Genomic DNA, 22349 nt, shown 5'->3' with positions numbered 1-22349 from the left:
ACGAAAAAATACCTGCTTCGCGTTTTCGCGCAAAGCAGGTATATTCTTTACTATTACTGGTTGATTTCTTCTTTGATGCCGTATTTTTTGTTGAAACGGTCTACGCGGCCATCTGCTGCTGCGAATTTCTGACGTCCAGTGTAGAATGGATGACATTCAGAGCAAAGCTCGACGTTGATGTTTTCTTTTACAGAACCTGTTGTGAAAGAATTCCCGCAAGAGCAAGTTACTGTAGCTTGTTTGTAGTCTGGATGAATACCTGTTTTCATTATTGTTTCTCCTCCCGCCCTGAACCATCTGGAACAGAGTTTAATAATCTATTTTGACTATTGCCTTACATGGCTCTTTAGGCCATATATGCAATAGCACTGTTTTAATTCACTCTCATAATCATAACAAATCTTTCGCTTGTTTGCAACTAATTAGATCATCTTTTTAGTGCTTCGATGAGCTTTCAATTCGCTGTTAAGCTGTTCAAAAAATTCTTCATTGGATTTTGTTTGGCCGAGCTTTTTCAAGAAACGCTCCCCGAAATCCGGTGAATCCGAGAAAGTTTTGCGGATCGTCCAAAGCTTATCGAGCTGATCGGCTCCGATGAGCAATTCTTCTTTCCGCGTTCCTGAACGGCGGATATCGAGCGCCGGGAAAATGCGGCGTTCCGCTAAACTGCGGTCCAAATGCAATTCCATGTTGCCCGTTCCTTTAAATTCTTCGTAGATGACTTCATCCATCCGTGAACCGGTATCGACTAATGCTGTCGCAAGAATCGTCAAACTGCCGCCTTCTTCAATATTGCGGGCGGCTCCGAAGAATCGTTTCGGCCGGTGAAAAGCGGCTGGATCAATCCCTCCTGATAGTGTACGCCCACTTGGAGGAATGACCAAATTATATGCTCTCGCCAGACGTGTGATGGAATCCATTAATATGATAACATCCCGCTTGTGTTCGACCAAGCGCATTGCTCGCTCTAATACAAGTTCAGCCACTTTTACATGATTTTCCGGAACTTCATCGAATGTGGAAGAAACCACATCGGCATTGACGGACCGTTCAATATCGGTCACCTCTTCCGGACGCTCATCAATCAACAGCACAATCAATTCCGCTTCCGGATGGTTGGTCGTGATGGAATTGGCGATTTCTTTCAATAGCATCGTTTTGCCGGCTTTCGGCGGAGCGACAATCAATCCGCGCTGCCCAAATCCGACTGGGGCAACCAAATCCATGATTCGTGTTGATAAATGTTTAGGCGACGTTTCCAGACGGATATGGCGATCCGGGTAAAGCGGCGTCAAACCAGGGAAATGGACGCGTTCTTTTGCGACTTCCGGATCTTCGCCGTTCACGGCTTCGACTTGCAGCAATCCGAAATAACGTTCATTTTCTTTTGGCGGACGGACTTTCCCTGAAACTTTATCGCCATTTCTCAAATCGAAGCGGCGGATTTGCGACGCGGAAATATAGATGTCCTGAGAACTTGGCGAGTAATTGATCGGGCGCAAGAAACCAAAGCCTTCGGACTGGATGATTTCTAGCACGCCTTCCATGAAGAAAAATCCTTCTTGTTCCGCACGGGTTTTCAAAATAGCAAAAATCAATTCTTTTTTCGTCAATTTGCTGTAATTCGTCAATTTATATTCTTTTGCTAAATTATAAAGTTCTTTTAGCGTCATATTTTCCAATGCGGAAATTGTTATCGTTGTCATGTGTCAGACACCACTCTTAGTCATTTTTTAGGGTTAATTTGTTGAGGATCAGTCGTTGCAATGATTGGAAGATCTTTAAAGAAGGAGTCCGGCATAGAGCCGGACCCATTGAGAAGCAGGATCATTAATCGTGCATGACAAGATTCGGTTTTTTCTTCAAGCTGTGACGGCCTTCGATAAAGCGGACAGTTCCTGATTTCGCACGCATAACTAAAGTGTGGCTTTCTGCAAAACCGCCTTTTAGTTGAACGCCGCGAAGCAATTCGCCGTCCGTTACACCTGTTGCAGCAAATATCGCATCGTCGCCTTTTACTAAGTCGTCCATTTTCAGGACTTTCGTAACGTCGATTCCCATATCGATGCAGCGCTGTGCTTCTTCTTCGTTTTGCGGCAATAGTTTGCCCTGCAATTCGCCGCCGAGGCATTTCAGGCCGACTGCAGCGATCACGCCTTCCGGTGCGCCGCCAATTCCAAAGAGAATATCGACGCCAGTCTGGTCAAAAGCCGTATTGATGGCACCAGCCACGTCGCCGTCGTCGATCAGTTTGATCCGGGCTCCGGCTTCGCGGATTTCATGAATGATTTGATCATGCCGCGGACGGTTCATCACTGTCGCCACCAAGTCTTCTATGTCTTTGTTTTTCGCTTTTGCCACCGCCCGGAGATTCTCGATGACGGGTGCGTTAATATCAATTTTGCCAACTGATTCAGGACCCACTGCGATTTTTTCCATGTACATATCCGGTGCATTCAATAAATTTCCGCGGTCGGCGATCGCCAATACCGCAAGAGCGTTCCAGCCCCCGGCTGCGACAATATTCGTTCCTTCCAAAGGATCGACTGCCACGTCCACTTCCGGACCTTGACCCGTTCCGAGTTCTTCACCGATATACAGCATCGGAGCTTCATCCATTTCGCCTTCGCCAATGACGACGACTCCGCGCATCGGAATCGTATCAAATACATTTCTCATTGCAGTAGTCGCTGCATCGTCAGCTTCGTTCTTCAGTCCACGGCCCATCCACTTTGAAGATGCAATAGCTGCCGCTTCTGTAATGCGCACCAATTCCATTGATAAACTTCGTTCCATCATTCATTTCCTCCAGTTCAGCTAGTTGTTCATTTTTTGCAGCCTTTTTACATCAGCCAAAAAGAAGTCAATTCGCGCTGTGTCCGAAATCAGATTTTGCGCTGCTGACAGGATCGATCGTTTCTCGGCGGATATCAGCACCCAGCCCCTGCAATTTTTGGACAATCGCAGAATAGCCGCGTTCGATATGGTAAATTTCACGGATTTCAGTTTCGCCATCAGCCAGCAAACCAGCGATGATCAATGCCGCACCGGCACGCAAATCAGATGCTACAACAGTAGCGGAAGTCAATGGCGTCGGCCCGGTAATAATTGCAGCCCGGCCTTCCACACGCCCACTTGCATTCATGCGGCGAAGTTCATCGATATGTTTGAAACGAGCCGAATAAATTGTATCGGTAATCATCGAGGAGCCGGTTGCCTGTGTCATCAATACAGAGAACGGCTGCTGCAGATCGGTTGCGAATCCAGGGTACACAAGCGTTTTCACATCAATCGCCTGCAGTTTTTCAGCTTTTGGAATGTAAATGGATTCTTCGCCTTCTTGCACGTCCACACCCATTTCACGCAGTTTCGCGGTTAAAGCTTCCATATGGAAGGGAATAACGTTATCGATCGTGATGCCATCTCCAACGGCTGCTGCCATGATCATGAATGTACCGGCTTCAATACGGTCTGGAATGATCGTATGGTTTGTGCCATGCAATTCTTCAACACCGTCAATCCGGATTACATTGGTGCCGGCCCCTTTGATTTTCGCTCCCATATTCGTCAGTAAAGTAGCAACATCAATGATTTCGGGTTCTTTAGCCGCATTTTCGATAACGGTCTGCCCTTTTGCAAGCACTGCCGCCAACATGATATTGATCGTCGCGCCAACACTCACCACATCCAGATAGATTTTCGCTCCGCGAAGCTCATCTGCACGCAAATAAATCGCGCCGTGTTCGTTTGTAACTTTCGCTCCAAGCGCTTCAAACCCTTTGATGTGCTGATCGATTGGACGAGGCCCTAAAAAGCATCCGCCCGGCAAACCGATGGCTGCATGCTTGAACCGTCCAAGCATAGCGCCCATCATGTAATAGGAAGCACGGAGTTTTTTAACGTTTCCGTTTGGCAGAGGGATATCAACCATATTGGTCGGATCGATGTTCATGGTTCCGTCTTCGAAAGAAACTTCCCCACCGATCTCTTCAAGAATATTTTTCAGTGTCCAGACGTCAGAAATTTCCGGTAAACCTTCGATTTGCACGGGTGAATTCGCTAAAATTGATGCAGGAATCAAAGCCACTGCACTGTTTTTTGCGCCATTCACTTTAATCGTGCCCGACAAGCGTTTACCGCCTTTTACTTTATATACATCCATCAGATCTAATTTCTCCTTTGCCTTACTTCGAGAATCAGCAGGATTTAAACAAATGGCCTGCTAATTCTTGAAATTTGATTGCCGTGCCGTTTTATTTCGCTTCTTCTTCAACTGAGCGTTTTTCCCAATCTGCCAAGAATGCTTCGATGCCTTTGTCAGTCAATGGGTGCTTGAACATTTGCTGCATGACTTTGATCGGCATCGTTCCGATATGGGCACCGTTTAGAGCTGCGTCCGTTACGTGCTGCGGATGGCGGATTGAAGCGGCAATGATTTCGGCTTTGATGTCATGGATAGCAAAAATATCTGCAATTGTCGCAATCAAATCCATGCCGTTATGTCCGATATCATCTAAGCGCCCAAGGAAAGGAGAAACATATGAAGCACCGGCACGAGCTGCAAGAAGAGCTTGGTTAGCGCTGAAAATCAACGTAACGTTCACTTTGATGCCTTCTGCTGCAAGCGTTGAACAAGCTTTTAAGCCGTCTGGAGTCATTGGCAATTTCACCGTGATGTTTGGCGCAAGTGCAGCCAGTTCACGGCCTTCTTTGATCATGCCCTCTGCATCAAGTGCGATAACTTCGCCGCTGATTGAACCGTCGACCAAAGCTGCGATTTCTTTTAAGCGGTCATGGAAAGAAACGTTTTTCTCTTTCGCCACTAGGGACGGGTTTGTCGTTACGCCTGAAAGGATGCCCCATGAATGCGCTTCTTTGATTTCTTCGAAGTTTGCTGTATCAATAAAAAATTTCATTGTTGTTTTCCTCCTGTAATTTGGAAAAAGGAAGAAGAGACCACTCGGACGCTTCTCCCTTTCCCAGTTTTAGTTTATGGTTTTGCCGGTCAATCGATTACGCTTTGTTCGAACTTCCGAATTCACGCATTTTGCCGATGACTGTCGCTTTGATTGCATCGCGTGCCGGCGTCAAGTATTTGCGCGGATCATACATTTCCGCGTCTTTAGCCAATGCTTCGCGGACCGCTTTCGCAGACGCAATCTGGTTTTCTGTATTGACGTTGATTTTCGCTGTTCCAAGTGATACAGAACGTTGAATGTCTTTTGTCGGAATGCCTGTGCCGCCGTGCAAGACAAGCGGAACATCACATAGTTGAGAGATTTCTTCCATTTCTTTAAAACCTAAATTCGGTTCGCCTTTATAAGGTCCGTGGACAGATCCTAGAGCTGGCGCTAAACAATCGATGCCTGTCTGGTCGACGAGCTGCTTGCATTCCTGCGGATCTGCGTAGATCACGCCGTCAGCGATGACATCGTCTTCCTGGCCGCCTACAGTTCCAAGCTCCGCTTCAACAGAAACGTTGTGCTGATGCGCGTACTCTACCACTTGTTTTGTGATTTCGACGTTTTCTTCGAATGGGTGATGCGAAGCATCAATCATGACAGATGTAAATCCAGCATCAATCGCTTCTTTGCATTTTTCAAAGCTAGAACCGTGATCTAGGTGAATCGCCACTGGCACTGTAATTTTGTAATCATGCATTAAGCCTTTCACCATATGTACTACAGTGGTGAAACCGCCCATATAACGCGCTGCCCCTTCAGATACGCCTAAAATTACCGGCGAGTTTTCTTCTTGTGCAGCTTGTAAAATTGCTTGGGTAAACTCGAGGTTATTCAAATTGAATTGACCGATTGCATAACCTTCCTGTTTCCCTTTGATCATCATATCTTTCATTGAAACTAATGCCATTCACAATTCCTCCTAAGCTCTACTCTTATCCAAATATCCTTTATACTATACCAAAAACGCTGTGCTTTCGCCACTTCTGCGTGTATCAGTCTGCTAACAATTGCTTTACAGCTTCGCGTATCTCGAATACATCGAACGGTTTTGTAAAATAACAGGATGCTCCGTTGGTGATTGATTCTTCGATCAGGTCCAGTTCGCCGTAAGCGGTCATCATGATGACTTGGACGTCCGGCTGGATCTGCTTTAAATTCTTTAAGATTTCAATGCCGTCCATTCCTGGAATTTTCATATCGAGCAAGACGATATCCAATTGCTTTTCGTCTGCCGTTTGAAGGGCTTGGTTGCCATTTGCAGCCGTCAAGGTATCGTACCCCTCTTTTTTAAATACTTCATTCAATAAAAGACGGATTCCCATCTGGTCATCTACAATCAATATCGTTTTCAACCGCATTGCTCCCTTCTCTTCCAGCTTTCTCCACTCTAATTTCATTCTACTGAATCGCCGCTTTTATTTCCACCAATACTTTCCAGTTCTTTTTTAGCCATTTTGGATTTGGACAGCCGGAAAGCTTAATCTTTTCTTTTGTTTGGCTATAATGAAAAGAGAGGTGAAGGAAATGAAAATGTTGGCTACTCAAACCGCCGGGCTGCTTCAGCGCCTGGCAAAGCAGGAAGAAGCTGTTGAAGACACGGCAAGAGTGTTGGCGCAAGCTGCAGTCGGCGAAGGGAACATCTTTCTCGCAGCTTTCGGTGAAATGAAAGCCGTTGTCGAGACGGCGCTAAACGGCGTTGAACCGCTTGCAAGCGCCATCGATTGGAAGCCTGACAGCATTCTGACGAGCGCAGACCGTGTATGGATTCTGGCCCCGAATGATGAAGGCGATGAACTGGCTGGACGCTTGAACGATGCAGGTATTCCGTTTGCCATGGTGACGGGCGTTGCAAGAGAGCTAGAAGCCGATGCGTTCATTTCACTCGGCATTTCCAAGGGCCTTATTCCTACAGACGACGGCGGGCGCACGTTGGTTCCTTATGCAATGGGTGCCTTGTTTATTTACCACGCTGTCAAACTGATCATCGACGAAATGCTCGCCGAATAAAAAATCCTCCCCGGGAAATTTCCCGGGGAGGATTTTTGGGTTTAGTTATTTAAAGAAGCTCTAACAAACTCTCTGAAGAGCGGCTGCGGACGGTTCGGACGCGAGATGAACTCCGGATGGAATTGGCAAGCGACAAACCAAGGATGGTCTGCAACTTCAATAATTTCCACGAGGCGGCCATCCGGGCTCGTGCCGGAGAATTTAAAGCCGGCTGCTTCGAATTGCTCACGGTATTCGTTATTGAATTCGTAGCGGTGGCGATGGCGTTCGTAAACAATTTCTTCGCCGTATGCTTCATGCGCTTTTGAACCCACTTCCAATTTCGCCGGGTACAGGCCAAGGCGAAGCGTTCCGCCTAAATCTTCAATGTCTTTTTGTTCCGGAAGAAGATCGATGACCGGATATGAAGTTTTCGGATCCAGCTCAGATGAATGGGCGTCGTCAAAGTTCATGATGCTGCGTGCAAATTCGACTGAAGCCAATTGCATGCCAAGGCAGATTCCGAAGAACGGCACATTGTTTTCGCGTGCGTATTTGGTCGCCACGATTTTCCCTTCGACTCCGCGGTCTCCAAATCCGCCCGGAACCAGGATGCCGTCGCAGTTTCCGAGTTTCTCTTCCACGTTTTCAGCGTTAATGTGCTCTGCATTGATCCAATCCACTTCGATATCTGCATCAAATGCAAAGCCGGCGTGTTTCAACGCTTCCACTACGGAAATGTAGGCATCTTGAAGTTCCACGTATTTCCCGACAAGGCCGATGCGCACTTTCTTCGATAAGGATTTCACTTTTTCGACCAGTTCAATCCATTCGCCCATATCCGCTTCCGGCGCTTCGATGCCGAAATGGTCCAGGACGATCTGGTCCATGTTCTGTTCTTTCAAGCGAAGCGGCATTTCGTAGATCACATCAACGTCGCGGGATTCGATCACTTCTTCCGCTTTAATGTCGCAGAACAACGCAATTTTGTCTTTCATGTCCTGAGGCACTTCATGTTCGGTGCGGACCACGATCAAGTTTGGCTGAATCCCTAAGCTGCGCAATTCTTTTACGCTGTGCTGCGTCGGCTTCGTTTTCATTTCCTTCGCAGCGCCCAGGTAGGGGATCAACGTACAATGGATGTACATGACTTCTTCCCGTCCAAGATCTGAACGCATTTGGCGAATAGCTTCAAGGAACGGAAGCGATTCGATATCCCCGACAGTTCCACCGATTTCAGTGATGACCACATCCGCTTTCGCTGTTTTCGCAGCGCGCAGCAAGCGATCTTTGATTTCGTTTGTGATATGCGGAATCACTTGAACTGTTCCGCCCAAATAATCGCCGCGGCGTTCTTTTTGGATAACAGTTGAGTATACTTTCCCTGTCGTTACGTTAGAGTATTTATTTAAATTGATGTCGATGAAACGCTCGTAATGCCCTAGATCCAAATCCGTTTCCGCGCCATCGTCTGTTACGAACACTTCCCCGTGCTGGTACGGGCTCATCGTCCCGGGATCAATGTTGATGTATGGATCAAATTTTTGGATCGTCACGTTCAACCCTCTATTTTTCAATAAACGCCCAAGCGACGCGGCGGTAATCCCTTTTCCCAATGACGATACAACGCCGCCAGTCACAAATATATACTTTGTCATGCCTGCTTCCTCCTCTAATTTTTAAAAAATAAAAAGCGCCCCGCCTGCAAGTGCAGAGGGAGCGCGTAAACTGTATAAATCATGTCTCCTATTTTAAGGAGCCCAGTAAAATCTTATCCAGTCTCACCGCATAAGTCAAGGTAAAAAAATGTTCTGATTACTTCAGATCATCTTCCTCATCTTCATCTTCTTCATCAATGATGTTGCCGTCCAAATCTTCTACAAGGACGCCGTCATTGTCATCGTCTTCATCTTCCACGTCGAAATCAAGGACTTCCACTTCCGGAACTTTCAATAGTTCATCCGCGTCATCGTCGTCTTCCTCATCATCGTCGTCATCGCTTTCATCGAAGTCGTCGAATTCCAATTCATCTTCAAGTTCCAGATCCAAATCATCAAAGCCGTCGTCGTCTGCGACTTTCGCTTTTTTCTTGCGTGCCTTAACTGTCGGCGCCGACTCTTCTTCGATCTGCTCAACCGGGTACCACTCGCGAAGGCCCCAACGGTTTTCGCCCAAGATCAAGAAGCGGCCGTCAATATTCATGTCTGTGTAGAACTGAGCCAGACGTTTTTTCATATCCTCTTTAGATAAACCGAGCAATTGTTCAATTTCTGCAACAATCTCCGGATAAGTTTTTGTTTCGTGTGTTTCTTCTAAAAGTGCATAGGCTAAGTCGACAAACGACTCTTCCACTAATTCTTCTTTTGATAATTCACGGATTTTCAATCTGTGCACGTCCCTTCTTCTATCTTAACTTAATTCATTATATACAAAGTAGTTGCGCTCCGCTACCGTGTTTTCTTTTTTCTGCTCCCCAGCTGCCTCCAGCCGAAATAAAACAAGTATAACGACAAGATCAAAAAGGGAATTGATCCGAGCGCCTTGTTGTAGAGAAAGAAAGTAAGGATGAGGCAGAGGAAGATGATGAGATAGTGCGCATATTTCGACATGGATGATCATCCTTTTTGTTTTCTACGGTCAACTTTCTTCTATTATACAGAAAATAGCCCTCCTTATCGACTCGCAGTCCTCCCGGGCAGTGAATAAATTCGCTTGCTTCCGGCTAGAAAACCGCAAAATTCGGCTGAACGCGCGCAAATCGGTTTGAGCGCGCGTATTCCATCTTAACGGCAAAAACTGTTTAGTTTTATCCCACTAAAAAAGGTTCGCGGATGCTCCGCGAACCTTTTTTCGTAATCCAGCCCTGAACGGCCGATTCCGCTTTTCCTTGTCTAGTTGCAAGTGCCTAGCTCTTCGGGTCATAAGCCAGCCCACTGCGGCGGCAACAGCCTCCTCGCGGTCCGTCTTATGCCTGTCGGAGCTGAACGGCCGATTCCGCTTTTCCTATCACATATTCCGTCTATACTGCCCGCCGACTTCGTATAGCGCTGTCGTGATTTGGCCAAGGCTAGCGACTTTTACAGTTTCCATCAATTCTTCGAAGATGTTGCCGCCGGATTTCGCTGCGTGCTTCAAGCGATTCAGCGCTTCTTCGGAAGCATTGCGTTCCTGGAACGCGCGCAAGTTGGCAATTTGCGTTTCTTTTTCTTCCGTCGTTGCCCGGGCAATTTCCATCGCATTGATATCGTCATCGCTTTGCGGATTCGGATTCAAGTAGGTGTTGACACCGATGATCGGCAACTCGCCTGTGTGTTTCTTCATTTCGTAATGCATGGATTCTTCCTGGATCTTGCCGCGCTGGTATTGCGTTTCCATTGCGCCAAGAACGCCGCCGCGGTCGTTGATGCGGTCGAATTCCTGCAATACCGCTTCTTCAACCAGCTGCGTCATTTCTTCGATGATGAACGCACCTTGCAGCGGATTTTCGTTTTTCGACAAGCCATGCTCTTTTGTGATGATCATTTGGATTGCCATTGCGCGGCGCACCGATTCTTCTGTCGGTGTCGTAATCGCTTCATCGTAGGCATTGGTGTGAAGCGAGTTGCAGTTATCCTGCAGCGCCATCAATGCCTGCAGCGTCGTACGGATATCGTTGAAGTCGATTTCCTGTGCATGAAGGCTGCGTCCTGAAGTCTGCACATGGTATTTCAGTTTCTGGCTGCGTTCGTTTGCGCCATATTTGTCGCGCATCACGACTGCCCAAATGCGGCGTGCGACGCGTCCGATCACCGTATATTCCGGATCCAGCCCGTTCGAGAAGAAGAACGACAAGTTCGGAGCAAAATCATCGATGTTCATGCCGCGGCTCAAGTAATATTCCACGTACGTGAAGCCGTTTGACAACGTGAACGCCAGCTGTGAAATCGGGTTCGCTCCCGCTTCCGCAATGTGGTAGCCGGAAATCGATACCGAATAGTAGTTGCGCACTTTATGGTCGATGAAATACTGCTGGATGTCGCCCATCATGCGAAGCGCGAATTCCGTCGAGAAGATGCATGTATTCTGGCCTTGGTCTTCTTTTAGGATATCCGCTTGAACCGTTCCGCGGACCACTTGAAGCGTCGATTCACGGACTTCCGTGAACTCTTCCAGCGTCAATGGACGACCGAATTTCTCTTCGTTTATTTTCACTTGCTGATCAATCGCCGTGTTCATGAACATTGCCAAAATGATCGGCGCCGGCCCGTTGATCGTCATCGAGACCGAAGTGGACGGTGCACACAAATCAAAGCCTGCATATAATTTCTTCATGTCATCCAATGTACAGATCGACACGCCCGACTCGCCGACTTTTCCGTAGATGTCCGGACGGTGGTCTGGATCTTCGCCGTAAAGCGTTACGGAATCAAAAGCCGTCGATAAGCGTTTCGCATCATCGTCTTTCGACAAATAATGGAAGCGTTTATTTGTCCGTTCAGGCGTCCCTTCACCCGCAAACTGGCGTTTCGGATCTTCGCCTTCCCGTTTGAACGGGAATACTCCAGCTGTGTAAGGGAATGAACCCGGAACATTTTCCAAATAAACCCATTTTAAAATCTCGCCATAGTCTTCGAATTTCGGCAAGACGACTTTCGGGATCTTCAATCCGGATAAGCTCTCCGTACGTAAGATCGTGCGGATTTCCTTGTCGCGGACCGTAGTGACGAACTCGTCGCCGGCATACGCTTCTTTCAACTGTTTCCAGTTTTCCAGAATGCGTTTGGATTCCGCCGTCAATTCGTCGCGAACGCCATATGCGAGTGATTGAAGCGACTCGACCAATGCATCATCCGGCGCTTTTTCTTTGACCGCTTCGATGGCGCCTTCCAATTGGAACAAACGGCGGGCAAATGCTGCCTGTGCCTGAGTTTTCGCATGGTAATTGCGGACCGTATCCGTAATTTCGCGCAAATAGTAGCGGCGGTTATTCGGAATGATCAAGTTCTCTTTTTGCGTTTTGACGAATTGGTCGTAATCCGTTGTCCAATCTGTGCCGCATTTTTCGTTGACAGTGTGCACGAGCGCCGCAAAAAGCGAGTTTGTGCCTTTGTCGTTGAACTGGCTTGCGATCGTGCCGAATACCGGCATTTCGTCCAATTCCTTATCCCACAACAGATGGCTGCGCTGGAACTGCTTTTGCACTTGGCGAAGCGCATCTTCTGAACCTTTGCGCTCGAATTTATTGATGACAATCAAATCTGCGTAATCGATCATATCGATTTTCTCAAGCTGCGTCGGCGCCCCGAATTCGCTTGTCATGACGTACATGGAAACATCGGAGAAATTAGCGATTTCCGCATCCCCTTGCCCGATTCCGCTTGTTTCCACCACGATCAAATCGAAATCTGCCGCTTTGACGACATCGAGGACATCGCCTAATGCGCTGGAGATTTCAGTTCTTGAACCGCGGGTCGCCAAACTTCTCATGAAGACGCGTTTATTGAAGATCGCATTCATGCGAATCCGGTCGCCAAGCAAAGCACCGCCCGTTTTTTGTTTCGTCGGATCGATTGAGAGAATCGCGATTTTCTTATCCGGAAGTTCAGACAGGAAACGGCGGATCAGTTCATCCGTTAAAGAAGATTTTCCAGCGCCGCCTGTTCCGGTGATGCCGAGGACTGGCGTATTCTTCGTTTGAGCACGTACTGCCTGAAGCAATTTATCGGTATCCAGCTCACGTGTGTGTGCTTCTTCGGCTGCCGTGATCAAGTTCGCCAAAGCGACGGGTTCGTCAGCTGAAATCACATCAAAAGCAGGCGTCTCTTTGATCGTCGAGAAATCGCATTCTTTGACGATTTCCAGAATCATGCCTTCAAGGCCCAGTTTGCGGCCGTCTTCAGGCGAGAAGATGCCGGCAATGCCGTACTCTTCCAATTCTTTGATTTCGCGCGGAAGGATAACGCCGCCTCCACCGCCGTAAATGCGGATGTGGCCAGCGCCTTTTTCCTGCAGCAAATCGTACATGTATTTAAAGTATTCCATATGGCCGCCCTGATAAGAGGAAATGCAGATTCCTTGAACGTCTTCCTGGATGGCTGCATTGACCACTTCTTCGACCGAACGGTTATGGCCTAAGTGGATCACTTCAGCCCCGCTTGCCTGCAAAATGCGGCGCATGATGTTGATCGATGCGTCGTGTCCGTCAAAAAGGCTGGATGCCGTGACAAAGCGAACATGATTTTGCGGCTTGTATTTCGTTTCTTCTTGAATTGTCGCCATAATCTATTAACCCCCCCGTAGCGTAGTTTTTTCCCCTGCCATCCCCTGCAGCAGAAATTTCGTTTGAAGCTCGATGAATTCCTGAATCGTATAATCCCTAAGTGCCCAGCGGCGGAATGCCCACATCTGGCCCTGGACGAATAAATGATTGGCCGCCAGTTTAATTTCTTTCGGCGCCATGGCGATTTCTCCGCTGTCCGCACACTCTGTAAGCAACCGTTCAAATAGAGACACCATTTCCATTTCTTTATCCAGCACGTAGCGAAGCGCATCTTTTGGCAGCGATTTCGATTCCTGGTACATGACCACGTATTCGTCCTGCATATCATCGATTAAGCTGTAATAATGTTCGATTGCCGTAATCAGTACATCCAGCGAACCTGTATCAACGTCGAGCGCATCGAGCCGTGCATGCACTTCGTCGTAGATCGAGTCGCACACCAGATACAGGACATCTTCTTTCGTGCGAATGTATTCATAGAGTGTGCCGATGCTGAAACCTGAAGCTTTGGCAATTTCTCTCGTCGTCGTCCGGTGAAAGCCTTTTTCTTTAAAAAGCGTGACAGCGCCGCGGATCATCTGTGCACGGCGCTTTTCAATCAGGCTTTCGTCTTTTACGGAGGACTGAATTTCACGCTTTTTGTTCATAGAGCAGCCCTCCGGTTATTTAGTGACCATACGGGAAATGACCAAACGCTGGATTTCCTGTGTGCCTTCGTAGATTTGAGTGATTTTCGCATCACGCATAAAACGTTCTACCGGATAGTCTTTTGTATAGCCGTAGCCGCCGAATACTTGCACCGCTTCAACCGTTACTTTCATCGCTGTATCTCCAGCCATCAATTTCGCCATTGCCGATTCTTTGCTGTATGAAAGTTTGTTCGACTCAAGCCATGCAGCTTGGTACGTCAACAAACGCGAAGCTTCGATTGATGTCGCCATATCCGCTAATTTAAATGATACGCCTTGGTTCGCAGCAATCGGTTTGCCGAATTGCTCGCGCTCTTTCGCGTAGCCGATAGCAGCGTCCATTGCACCTTGTGCGATTCCGACTGCTTGGGCAGCGATTCCGTTGCGTCCGCCGTCAAGTGTCTGCATCGCAATTTTAAAGCCTTGGCCAAGTTCGCCCAGTATGTTTTCTTTCGGTACGCGGCAGTTATCAAAAATGATTTCCGTTGTCGGGCTTGAACGGATCCCGAGTTTCTTCTCTTTTTTGCCGACTGAGAATCCTTCAAAGTCTTTTTCAACGATGAAAGCGGTCGTGCCTTTATGCTTGGATTCTGGATCTGTCACCGCGAAAACGATGTAGATGTCCGCAATGCCGCCGTTTGTGATGAAGATTTTTGAACCGTTCAAGATGTAATGGTCGCCGTCTACTTTCGCGGAAGTTTTCATGCCGCCTGCATCCGATCCTGAAGCTGGCTCCGTCAAACCGTAAGCACCAATTTTCGTACCTTCTGCCATCGGGCGAAGGTATTTCTGCTTCTGTTCTTCTGTTCCGAATGTGTATACCGGCCAGCCGGCAAGCGACGTATGCGCTGATAGCGTTACGCCAGTTGAAGCGCAGACGCGGGACAATTCTTCCACCGCGATGCAGTAAGCCAAATAATCCGATCCGATTCCGCCGTACTCTTCCGGCCACGGAATCCCCGTCAATCCAAGCTCTGCCATCTTGTCAAAAATTTCGCGGTCAAAACGCTCTTCTTCGTCGCGTTCTTCAGCTGTCGGCGCCACTTCGTTGTTTGCGAAATCGCGTACCATTTTGCGGATCATTTCATGTTCTTCGCTCAATTGAAAATTCATTTTCATTTCCCCCAATTATTTTAATAGTTGCTTGCTGATGACAATGCGTTGAATTTCACTCGTGCCTTCATAGATTTCCGTCACTTTCGCGTCGCGGAACAACCGCTCGACCGGATAATCTTCCGTATAGCCGTAGCCGCCGAATACTTGGATCGCTTCAATGGAAACGTCCATTGCCGCTTTTGATGCAAATAATTTCGCCATTGAAGCTTGCTTATTGCAGTCTTTGCCTTGTGCATAAAGGTCAGCTGCCTGATAGACCAGCAATTTCGCCGCTTCCACTTGCGTTGCCATATCAGCTAATTTAAAGCCGACGCCTTGCTGCTGTGAAATCGGTTTGCCGAACTGGACACGCTCTTTTGCATAAGCTACGGCATGTTCATAAGCCGCTTCTGCGATACCCAGCGCCTGCGCCGCAATCCCGATGCGGCCGACATTCAAATTCGCCATCGCGATGCTGAAGCCTTTATTCTCCGTACCCAGCAAATTCTCAACCGGCACTTTCATATTATCGAATGTCAGCTGCACTGTCCGTGAACCGTGAAGCCCCATTTTCTTCTCATCTTTGCCGATGACCATGCCCGGAAAATCCTTTTCCACAATAAATGCAGAAATTCCACGCGAGCCCGCTTCCGGTTTTGTCGACGCGAAAACGATATATGTATCCGCTTCTCCGCCGTTTGTGATAAATACTTTTGAGCCGTTTAAGACGTAATGATCGCCGTTCAACACTGCTTTCGTCTTTAAGCTGCCTGCATCAGAGCCGGCAGCCGGTTCTGTTAGGCAAAATGCCCCCAAATATTCGCCTGAAGCCAATTTCGGAACATAGCGCTGGATCTGCTCTTCTGTACCGAAGTTCAAAATCGGATTGGTGCCGACTGACGTATGGACGGACAAAATCACACCGACAACTGCACTGACTTTTGATAATTCATGAATGGCGCTGATATAAGAAGTAAAGTCCATATCGGAACCGCCATATTTCTCAGGTGCGGTGATGCCCATCAAGCCAAGTCCGCCCATTTTCTTGATGATTTCGCGGGGAAATTCCCCTTCTTCCATCCGGTCGATAAATGGTGCTATTTCTTCTTTTGCAAAATCACGCACCATATTGCGCATCATCAATTGTTCTTCTGTAAATCGCAAATCCATTGCTGTTCCCCCTAAATTAGCTGTATTCATAAAATCCACGGCCCGTTTTCTTGCCTAACCAGCCGGCTTTCACGTACTGGCGAAGCAATGGGCTTGGACGGTATTTGCTGTCGCCGAATCCTTCGTGCAAAACTTCCATGATGTAGAGACAAGTATCGAGCCCGATAAAATCGGCAAGCTGCAATGGCCCCATCGGATGGTTCATGCCGAGTTTCATGATGTCGTCAATCGCTTCTTTCGTTGCGACACCTTCTTGCAGCGTGAAAATCGCTTCGTTGATCATCGGCATCAAAATGCGGTTTGCAACGAATCCTGGGAAGTCGTTGCATTCAACCGGCGTTTTCGAAAGTTTAAGCGTCATTTCTTCAACCGCTTGGTACACTTCATCAGAAGTTGCCAACCCGCGGATGATTTCAACCAGTTTCATGACCGGTACCGGATTCATGAAATGCATGCCGATCACTTGCTCTGGCCGGTTCGTCACTGCTGCAATTTCCGTGATTGGAAGCGACGATGTGTTCGATGCTAAAATCGCATGCTTCGGCGCCACTTCATCCAGCGTTTTGAAAATGCTGTGCTTGATTTCCATATTTTCTACTGCAGCTTCGATGACGATATCTGCATCATGGGCATCTTTTAAATCAAGAGATGGTGTAATGCGGCCGAGAACCGCTGCTTTCTCATCTTCCGTCATGCGTCCTTTTTCAACGTTGCGGGATAAGTTTTTTGTAATCGTCCCGATTCCGCGGTCATAGGCTTCTTGTTTCATGTCATTCAATTTCACGTTGAATCCTGCTTGTGCACAAACCTGTGCGATGCCTGAACCCATTTGGCCGGCACCGATTACCATTACGTTTTGAATCGCCATTGTCAGTTTGCCTCCTGTTTCGGTACTTCAATCATGATTGCATCGCCTTGGCCGCCGCCTGAACAAATGGCTGCGATGCCAATTCCGCCTCCGCGGCGCTTCAACTCATACGCGAGTGTCAGGATGATGCGTGTTCCGCTTGCTCCGATCGGATGTCCAAGCGCAACCGACCCGCCGTTCACATTCACTTTTTCAGCATCCAACCCAGCAATTTTCGAGCTTGCCAGCGCCACTGCTGCAAACGCTTCGTTAATTTCGAATAAATCGATTTCCTCTAGTGATCTGCCCGTTTTCTTCAATAATTCGTTGATGACAATTCCTGGAGTTTCCGGGAAACGGTGCGGCTCAATCGCCACTTCCGTATGCGCCAAAATATGCGCTAGCGGATTCTTGCCTTCTTTTTGTGCGCGTTCTTCGCTCATTAAGACGAAAGCCGCTGCCCCATCATTGATCCCTGGTGCATTCCCTGCGGTAATTGTGCCGTCTTTGCCAAATGCCGGCTTCAATTTCGCAAGTGCTTCGATTGTTGAATTCGCACGCGGCGCTTCATCTACATCAACTGTGATTGGATCCCCTTTGCGCTGTGGAATTTCAATCGGTGCGATTTCTTCTGCAAACAACTCTTTTGCATTGATCGCACGTTCATGCGAACGGACCGACCATTCATCCTGCGCTTCACGCGTCAAGCCGAACTCTTCTGCTGTCGAGTTGCCGTATGTTCCCATGTGCACGCGATCCGGATGGAAAGAGCAAGACAATCCGTCATGAACCATCCCGTCAATCACTTGAGCATCGCCCATGCGAAGTCCCCATCGGCCTTTCGGCAAATAATACGGCGCATTGGACATTGATTCCATGCCGCCCGCAACAATTACTTCTTCGTCGCCCAAACGGATGATTTGATCTGCAAGCGTCACACTGCGCATGCCCGATGCACAGACTTTGTTGATTGTTTCCGATTTAACGCTGTACGGAATTCCTGCTTTTTTCGCTGCCTGGCGAGAAGGAATCTGCCCCTGCCCTGCTTGAAGCACGTTGCCCATGATGACTTCCTGCACTTGCTCCGGCTCAATGCCTGCGCGCTTCATCGCTTCTTTGATCGCCGCTGCCCCAAGCTCGCTTGCTGTCAGCGTACTCAAATTTCCGCCGAATTTCCCGAATGCTGTTCGTGCCCCTTCGATGATCACTGTTTTTGCCATTTTCTTTTTCCTCCCCTTTGTGTAGGTGTAAACGGTTTCATAGCGGCCTAAAAAAATTCTTGATATGAATAAAATCAAGTTGTATATGGAGTGATTGTGGTTTTACATGATGTTTATGGATCCTTTGCATGAATTTCTGCTTCGACGCAAATTTTATACTTAGCATCGCTTCATACTATTGCCTCTGTTTCTGCATCGCTTCGCTGCTTCGAAACATGGAAGTGCGTTGCACTACTGCGCTAGCTTCGGCAAACCGTTTGCTCCTGCATCGCTTCGCTGCTTCGTCGCAAATTTTATACTAGCGTCGCTTCATACTATGCGCCTGCACCGCTACGCTAGCTTCGTCGCAAACATCTGATGCCGCGTTTCCTGCGGCATCAAATGTTGACTGAACGCTCGCTCGGATTTTGGTTCAAAAGAAAAGGGAGTGGTTAGACTCCCTTTCTTTTCTGTTACTTATGGTTCTATCTTATAGAATTTTTGTAGTTTTGGCAATAATTATTGAACGATTACCGGTTCAAGTTCCGGTGTCTGGCTGCCGATGACGGCCATTTCCAGAAGTTCGGCCACGTCGTAAGTGCTGACGGTTTCTTCTACTTCTTTCGCTTTCGTCCCGTCAGACAACATCGTCAAGCAGTACGGGCATCCAGAAGAGATGACCGTCGGATTTACTTCCAACGCCTGTTCTGTACGCGCTACGTTGACGCGGTGCCCTGCGTCTTCTTCCATCCACATCAATCCGCCGCCGGCTCCACAGCACATGCCGTCCTGGCGGTTTCGGACCATTTCGACCAATTCGACGCCTTCGATTGATTTCAAGATCTCGCGCGGTGCGTCGTAAACGTCGTTGTATCGACCGAGGTAGCAGGAATCATGGAAAGTGATTTTTTCATTTACCGGGAATTGCGGTTTCAGTCGGCCTTCTTGCACGAGCTCAAACAGCATTTCCGTGTGGTGGTAGACTTCCGCTTTAAAGCCGAAATCCGGATATTCGTTTTTGAAGATATTGTATGCGTGCGGATCGATCGTCACGATTTTCTTGATCTCCGCTTTTTCGAATTCTTTGATGTTCGCTGTTGCAAGTTCCTGGAATAGGAATTCATTTCCTAAACGTCTTGGCGTATCGCCGGAGTTCTTTTCTTTATTGCCGAGAATCGCGAATTTCACGCCTGCTTCGTTCATCAAACGTGCAAATGATAACGCGATTTTCTGAGAGCGGCTGTCGAATGAACCCATGGATCCAACCCAGAATAGGAATTCGAATTCTTCGCCTGCTTTGTTCATTTCTTTTACAGTCGGGATTGAGATATCTGGACGTGCATCTCTCCAGTTTTCTTTTTCTTTGCGGTTAAGGCCCCAAGGATTCCCTTGCTTCTCGATGTTTGTCATCGCGCGCTGAGCGTCTTTGTCCATCTTCCCTTCCGTCATTACAAGGTAACGGCGAAGGTCGATAATTTTATCCACGTGTTCGTTCATAACCGGACATTGGTCTTCACAGTTGCGGCAAGTCGTACATGCCCAGATTTCTTCTTCTGTGATGACATCTCCAATCAAGCTCGGGCTGTAAAGTTCGTCGATAGAGACCCCTTCAGCACCTGCAGCCATTGCCAGCTGGTTCCCTTTTGTGCCGTTGAACGCCATTGCCGGCACCCACGGTTTTTGGCGCGTCATAACTGCACCTGTATTCGTCAAATTGTCGCGAAGTTTTGTAATCAGGTCCATCGGAGACAGCATTTTCCCTGTTCCGGTTGCCGGACACATATTCGTGCAGCGCCCACATTCAACGCAAGCGTAAAAGTCGATCATTTGCGACTGGCTGAAGTCGGTGATTTTGCCGACGCCGAATGAAGGCATCGCTTCCTCATCTTCTTCATCTTCCATTGCTTCAAAATTGATCGGCTTCAAACGGCCGACATGGTCCACACGGTGGAACCAAGTATTGACCGGTCCAAAGATTAAATGCGCGTGCTTCGATTGCGGCACGTAAACCAGGAATGTTAATAGGAACAAGAGATGCGCCCACCACATTACGTAGAAAATTGCTGCTGCCGCTGTTTCAGGAAGTCCTGAGAAGAGCGTTGCAAAGACAGATGCCACAGGCTCTGTCCAAGCTGTTTCGTGTCCGAGCCAAATCATGCTTGCGCCGTTTCCGACAAGGACAGATACCATCAATCCGCCGATGAAAATCAGCACCAAGCCGGATTTCCAGCCGCGCTTCAAGCGCACCAACTTTTCGATGTATCTTCTATAGAACGCCCAAACAACCGCAACCAGAATCGTCAATGTGACGATTTCCTGGAAGAATGTGAACGCCGGATAAAGCGGCCCTAATGGCAAATGCGCTCCAGGCACTAAGCCTTTGATAATGAAATCGATGGCGCTTGCCTGCACCAATAAGAAACCGTAGAAGAACATAACGTGAATCGTTCCGCTCTTCTTATCTTTCATCAATTTCTTTTGGCCAAAAACGTTGACCATGACTTTGCGGAAACGTTCTTTAAAGTTTTCTTCAAATTCGACTTTCTTGCCGAGTTTGATGAAATCGTAGCGCGTTTTCAGCAAATAAATAAATAGATAAACTGCATACCCCAAGATGGCTATGAAGAAGACCCAGTTCGCAATGAGCAATGGCTCCATGATGTTATCCCCCTTTTTTATGTGTAAATTCCAAAAATTCCTTACGCGAAGTGTACTTGAACCCTTTTTAACTGTCGATGCTAATTTCTAGTTTAGAATATGAATGAGCATTCAGTCAACTGTTATTTGAAAGGGGTTTCATCTTTTTATTATACACAGCCCCCAAGCGAATAAAAGCTTTTTCTGGAATCGCTTCGGCAAGCTCATATCAAAGCGATGGGATGCTTCTGGATGTTTGCAAAGCACTTTTCAATTTCAAGGCTACTCCAAGTGATCAGCGAACTTCCGAAATTGCTCATAGAAAAAAGCAGCGCTTTACACGCTGCCTTCTTCCTTCTCTATAATCAACGGTTCTAAAAATTCGCCGAAAAATCGTTCCGTTTCTTTGACCCAATCTTTTTTCACTCCCAGCAGGACGCAGCATGCCGGGCCGGCGGAAGCGGCGAGGTCGATATCTGCTGAAAGGCTCGCCGTTTCGCCGAATAGCTTCCGGGCTTCCGCTGCAATGCCTTTAGAGCCAATTGGCCAGATCCGTTCTGCTAGCCCGCTTCGAATGGCGGTACGGATTTTCTTGAGATCAGCGACTGCTTTTTTTTGTTCGAGCACAGCTTTGCCGACCAGCGGCTTTCCGTAGACAAACCATTGCAATGGTTCCGATAGCACGAAGCGCTGCTGCCTTCCGAGCATCGTTACCGCAATTCCCGATTGGAGCGTTGCCATATTCGTTTCAGAGCTTCCGCCGATTTGCGGCACGGCCATTTCTGCTTCTTGAAAAATTTCTTCAATTCCAGCCTTATAGGCAAGCCACTGCGCATCGCCGCTAAAATTGTGAACGAGCACAGCTTCCGGTTCACTGCCTGCCGCCCATTGTTCCAAAAGAGCAACGCGGGCTGCAAATTTCGCAGCCAGTTGATCCGGCGCTTTGACGACATCCAATTCCTTGCAGCCGATTCCTGCTGAATTATCGGTTGTGATCACCCAGCCGTCCAGTTCAATGCCGTTTCGCATCAGACCACTTTCTCCGGAACGCGGAATATGAACGGCATGACAACTGCCGCGACGCCTGCGTTAATGGCGGCTGCAAGAAAGAGCCCCGGAACAGAAGTATAGAAAAATGCAGGCGACAATAAAAAATAGAACGGAATGGCGGCGATGATTCCATTCCCGATGACAAATGCCGGCCACCTTAATTTATTCCAGCCATATTCACTCATCTTCGCGAACAGCCAAACCACCGCAAACATTTCAAAGGCAATCAAGAAATGAAAAGGCCCAAGCGGAAAGCCGCCGAGCATCGCAGATAGCAGATGGCCGGATGCCGCAACAACCGCCGCAAGAGGAGCAGGCAAAAAGGAGGCAGCGATCAAGGCCGGCATGGAATCGAGGGCGATAGAAGCGATGCCGACTGGAATTTTCAATAAGCCGCCGATTGCAGATAAACTGATAAATATAGCAGTGAGGGCAAGCGTCTTTGTCTTCATA

Annotated in this window: 19 protein-coding genes; 1 reads left to right on the top strand and 18 read right to left on the bottom strand. The window is 48.0% G+C overall.

The window, feature by feature from the left end; translation table 11 throughout:
• Positions 1-53: 53 nt before the first annotated feature.
• The 7 genes from rpmE to BN1080_RS04065 all read right to left on the bottom strand — a co-directional run bounded on the left by rpmE (position 54) and on the right by BN1080_RS04065 (position 6316).
• Positions 54-269, bottom strand: coding sequence for a 50S ribosomal protein L31 (gene rpmE, locus BN1080_RS04095; protein ID WP_036809761.1), 216 nt, complete (start codon positions 267-269; stop codon positions 54-56).
• Between the two features lie 153 nt (positions 270-422).
• Positions 423-1706: a transcription termination factor Rho gene (gene rho / locus BN1080_RS04090; protein WP_052650674.1), complete on the bottom strand. Its 1284-nt coding sequence runs from the start codon at positions 1704-1706 to the stop codon at positions 423-425.
• Positions 1707-1830: 124 nt separating this feature from the next.
• Entirely contained in the window at positions 1831-2796 is a 966-nt protein-coding gene (glpX, locus tag BN1080_RS04085) for a class II fructose-bisphosphatase (RefSeq protein ID WP_052654387.1), read from the bottom strand.
• 67 nt (positions 2797-2863) lie between these two features.
• Positions 2864-4162: a UDP-N-acetylglucosamine 1-carboxyvinyltransferase gene (locus tag BN1080_RS04080; protein WP_052650673.1), complete on the bottom strand. Its 1299-nt coding sequence runs from the start codon at positions 4160-4162 to the stop codon at positions 2864-2866.
• Between the two features lie 91 nt (positions 4163-4253).
• Positions 4254-4916 (bottom strand): fructose-6-phosphate aldolase, encoded by a 663-nt coding sequence (fsa, locus tag BN1080_RS04075; protein WP_052650672.1) that lies wholly within the window; start codon positions 4914-4916, stop codon positions 4254-4256.
• 97 nt (positions 4917-5013) lie between these two features.
• Positions 5014-5871: a class II fructose-bisphosphate aldolase gene (locus BN1080_RS04070; RefSeq protein WP_052650671.1), complete on the bottom strand. Its 858-nt coding sequence runs from the start codon at positions 5869-5871 to the stop codon at positions 5014-5016.
• Between the two features lie 85 nt (positions 5872-5956).
• Entirely contained in the window at positions 5957-6316 is a 360-nt protein-coding gene (locus tag BN1080_RS04065) for a response regulator (protein WP_324607150.1), read from the bottom strand.
• A gap of 172 nt (positions 6317-6488) precedes the next feature.
• Here BN1080_RS04065 and BN1080_RS04060 point away from each other — a divergent pair, with 172 nt between their 5' ends.
• Positions 6489-6971: a DUF2529 family protein gene (locus tag BN1080_RS04060; RefSeq protein ID WP_052650669.1), complete on the top strand. Its 483-nt coding sequence runs from the start codon at positions 6489-6491 to the stop codon at positions 6969-6971.
• A gap of 41 nt (positions 6972-7012) precedes the next feature.
• Here the strand turns inward: BN1080_RS04060 and BN1080_RS04055 are convergent, their stop codons facing one another.
• The 11 genes from BN1080_RS04055 to BN1080_RS04005 form a co-directional block, all read right to left on the bottom strand.
• Positions 7013-8608: a CTP synthase gene (locus tag BN1080_RS04055; RefSeq protein WP_052650668.1), complete on the bottom strand. Its 1596-nt coding sequence runs from the start codon at positions 8606-8608 to the stop codon at positions 7013-7015.
• Between the two features lie 157 nt (positions 8609-8765).
• Positions 8766-9335 carry a DNA-directed RNA polymerase subunit delta gene (gene rpoE, locus BN1080_RS04050; RefSeq protein ID WP_052650667.1) on the bottom strand — a complete coding sequence of 190 codons (570 nt, stop codon included), beginning with the start codon at positions 9333-9335 and terminating at the stop codon, positions 8766-8768.
• Positions 9336-9956: 621 nt separating this feature from the next.
• The gene (gene icmF, locus BN1080_RS04045) at positions 9957-13208 is read right to left on the bottom strand and encodes a fused isobutyryl-CoA mutase/GTPase IcmF (RefSeq protein ID WP_052650666.1); all 3252 of its coding nucleotides are present in this window, start codon (positions 13206-13208) and stop codon (positions 9957-9959) included.
• A 6-nt stretch (positions 13209-13214) separates the two neighbouring features.
• On the bottom strand, positions 13215-13856 hold the full coding sequence (locus BN1080_RS04040; protein WP_052650665.1) for a TetR/AcrR family transcriptional regulator: 642 nt from the start codon (positions 13854-13856) through the stop codon (positions 13215-13217).
• A gap of 15 nt (positions 13857-13871) precedes the next feature.
• The gene (locus tag BN1080_RS04035) at positions 13872-15011 is read right to left on the bottom strand and encodes an acyl-CoA dehydrogenase (RefSeq protein WP_052650664.1); all 1140 of its coding nucleotides are present in this window, start codon (positions 15009-15011) and stop codon (positions 13872-13874) included.
• 15 nt (positions 15012-15026) lie between these two features.
• A complete protein-coding gene (locus BN1080_RS04030; RefSeq protein WP_052650663.1) occupies positions 15027-16163 on the bottom strand; it encodes an acyl-CoA dehydrogenase in 1137 nt (378 codons plus the stop codon).
• Positions 16164-16179: 16 nt separating this feature from the next.
• Complete coding sequence (locus tag BN1080_RS04025) at positions 16180-17031, bottom strand: 3-hydroxybutyryl-CoA dehydrogenase (protein ID WP_052650662.1); 852 nt, start codon at positions 17029-17031, stop codon at positions 16180-16182.
• Positions 17032-17033: 2 nt separating this feature from the next.
• Positions 17034-18230 (bottom strand): acetyl-CoA C-acetyltransferase, encoded by a 1197-nt coding sequence (locus tag BN1080_RS04020; protein ID WP_052650661.1) that lies wholly within the window; start codon positions 18228-18230, stop codon positions 17034-17036.
• 498 nt (positions 18231-18728) lie between these two features.
• Positions 18729-20867, bottom strand: coding sequence for a (Fe-S)-binding protein (locus BN1080_RS04015; RefSeq protein ID WP_052650660.1), 2139 nt, complete (start codon positions 20865-20867; stop codon positions 18729-18731).
• 315 nt (positions 20868-21182) lie between these two features.
• Complete coding sequence (locus tag BN1080_RS04010; protein WP_052650659.1) at positions 21183-21875, bottom strand: hypothetical protein; 693 nt, start codon at positions 21873-21875, stop codon at positions 21183-21185.
• Positions 21875-22348, bottom strand: a complete 474-nt coding sequence (locus tag BN1080_RS04005) for an ECF transporter S component (RefSeq protein WP_052650658.1) — start codon at positions 22346-22348, stop codon at positions 21875-21877. The genes BN1080_RS04010 and BN1080_RS04005 overlap by 1 nt, the downstream gene beginning before the upstream one ends.
• Position 22349 lies beyond the last annotated feature (1 nt).

It is taken from the genome of Planococcus massiliensis (genome assembly GCF_000821325.1).
In the GTDB taxonomy this organism is placed as follows: Bacteria; Bacillota; Bacilli; order Bacillales_A; family Planococcaceae; genus Planococcus; species Planococcus ruber.
The sequence above is the reverse complement of the archived record's forward strand: the minus strand, read 5'-3'. Positions and strand labels throughout refer to the sequence as shown.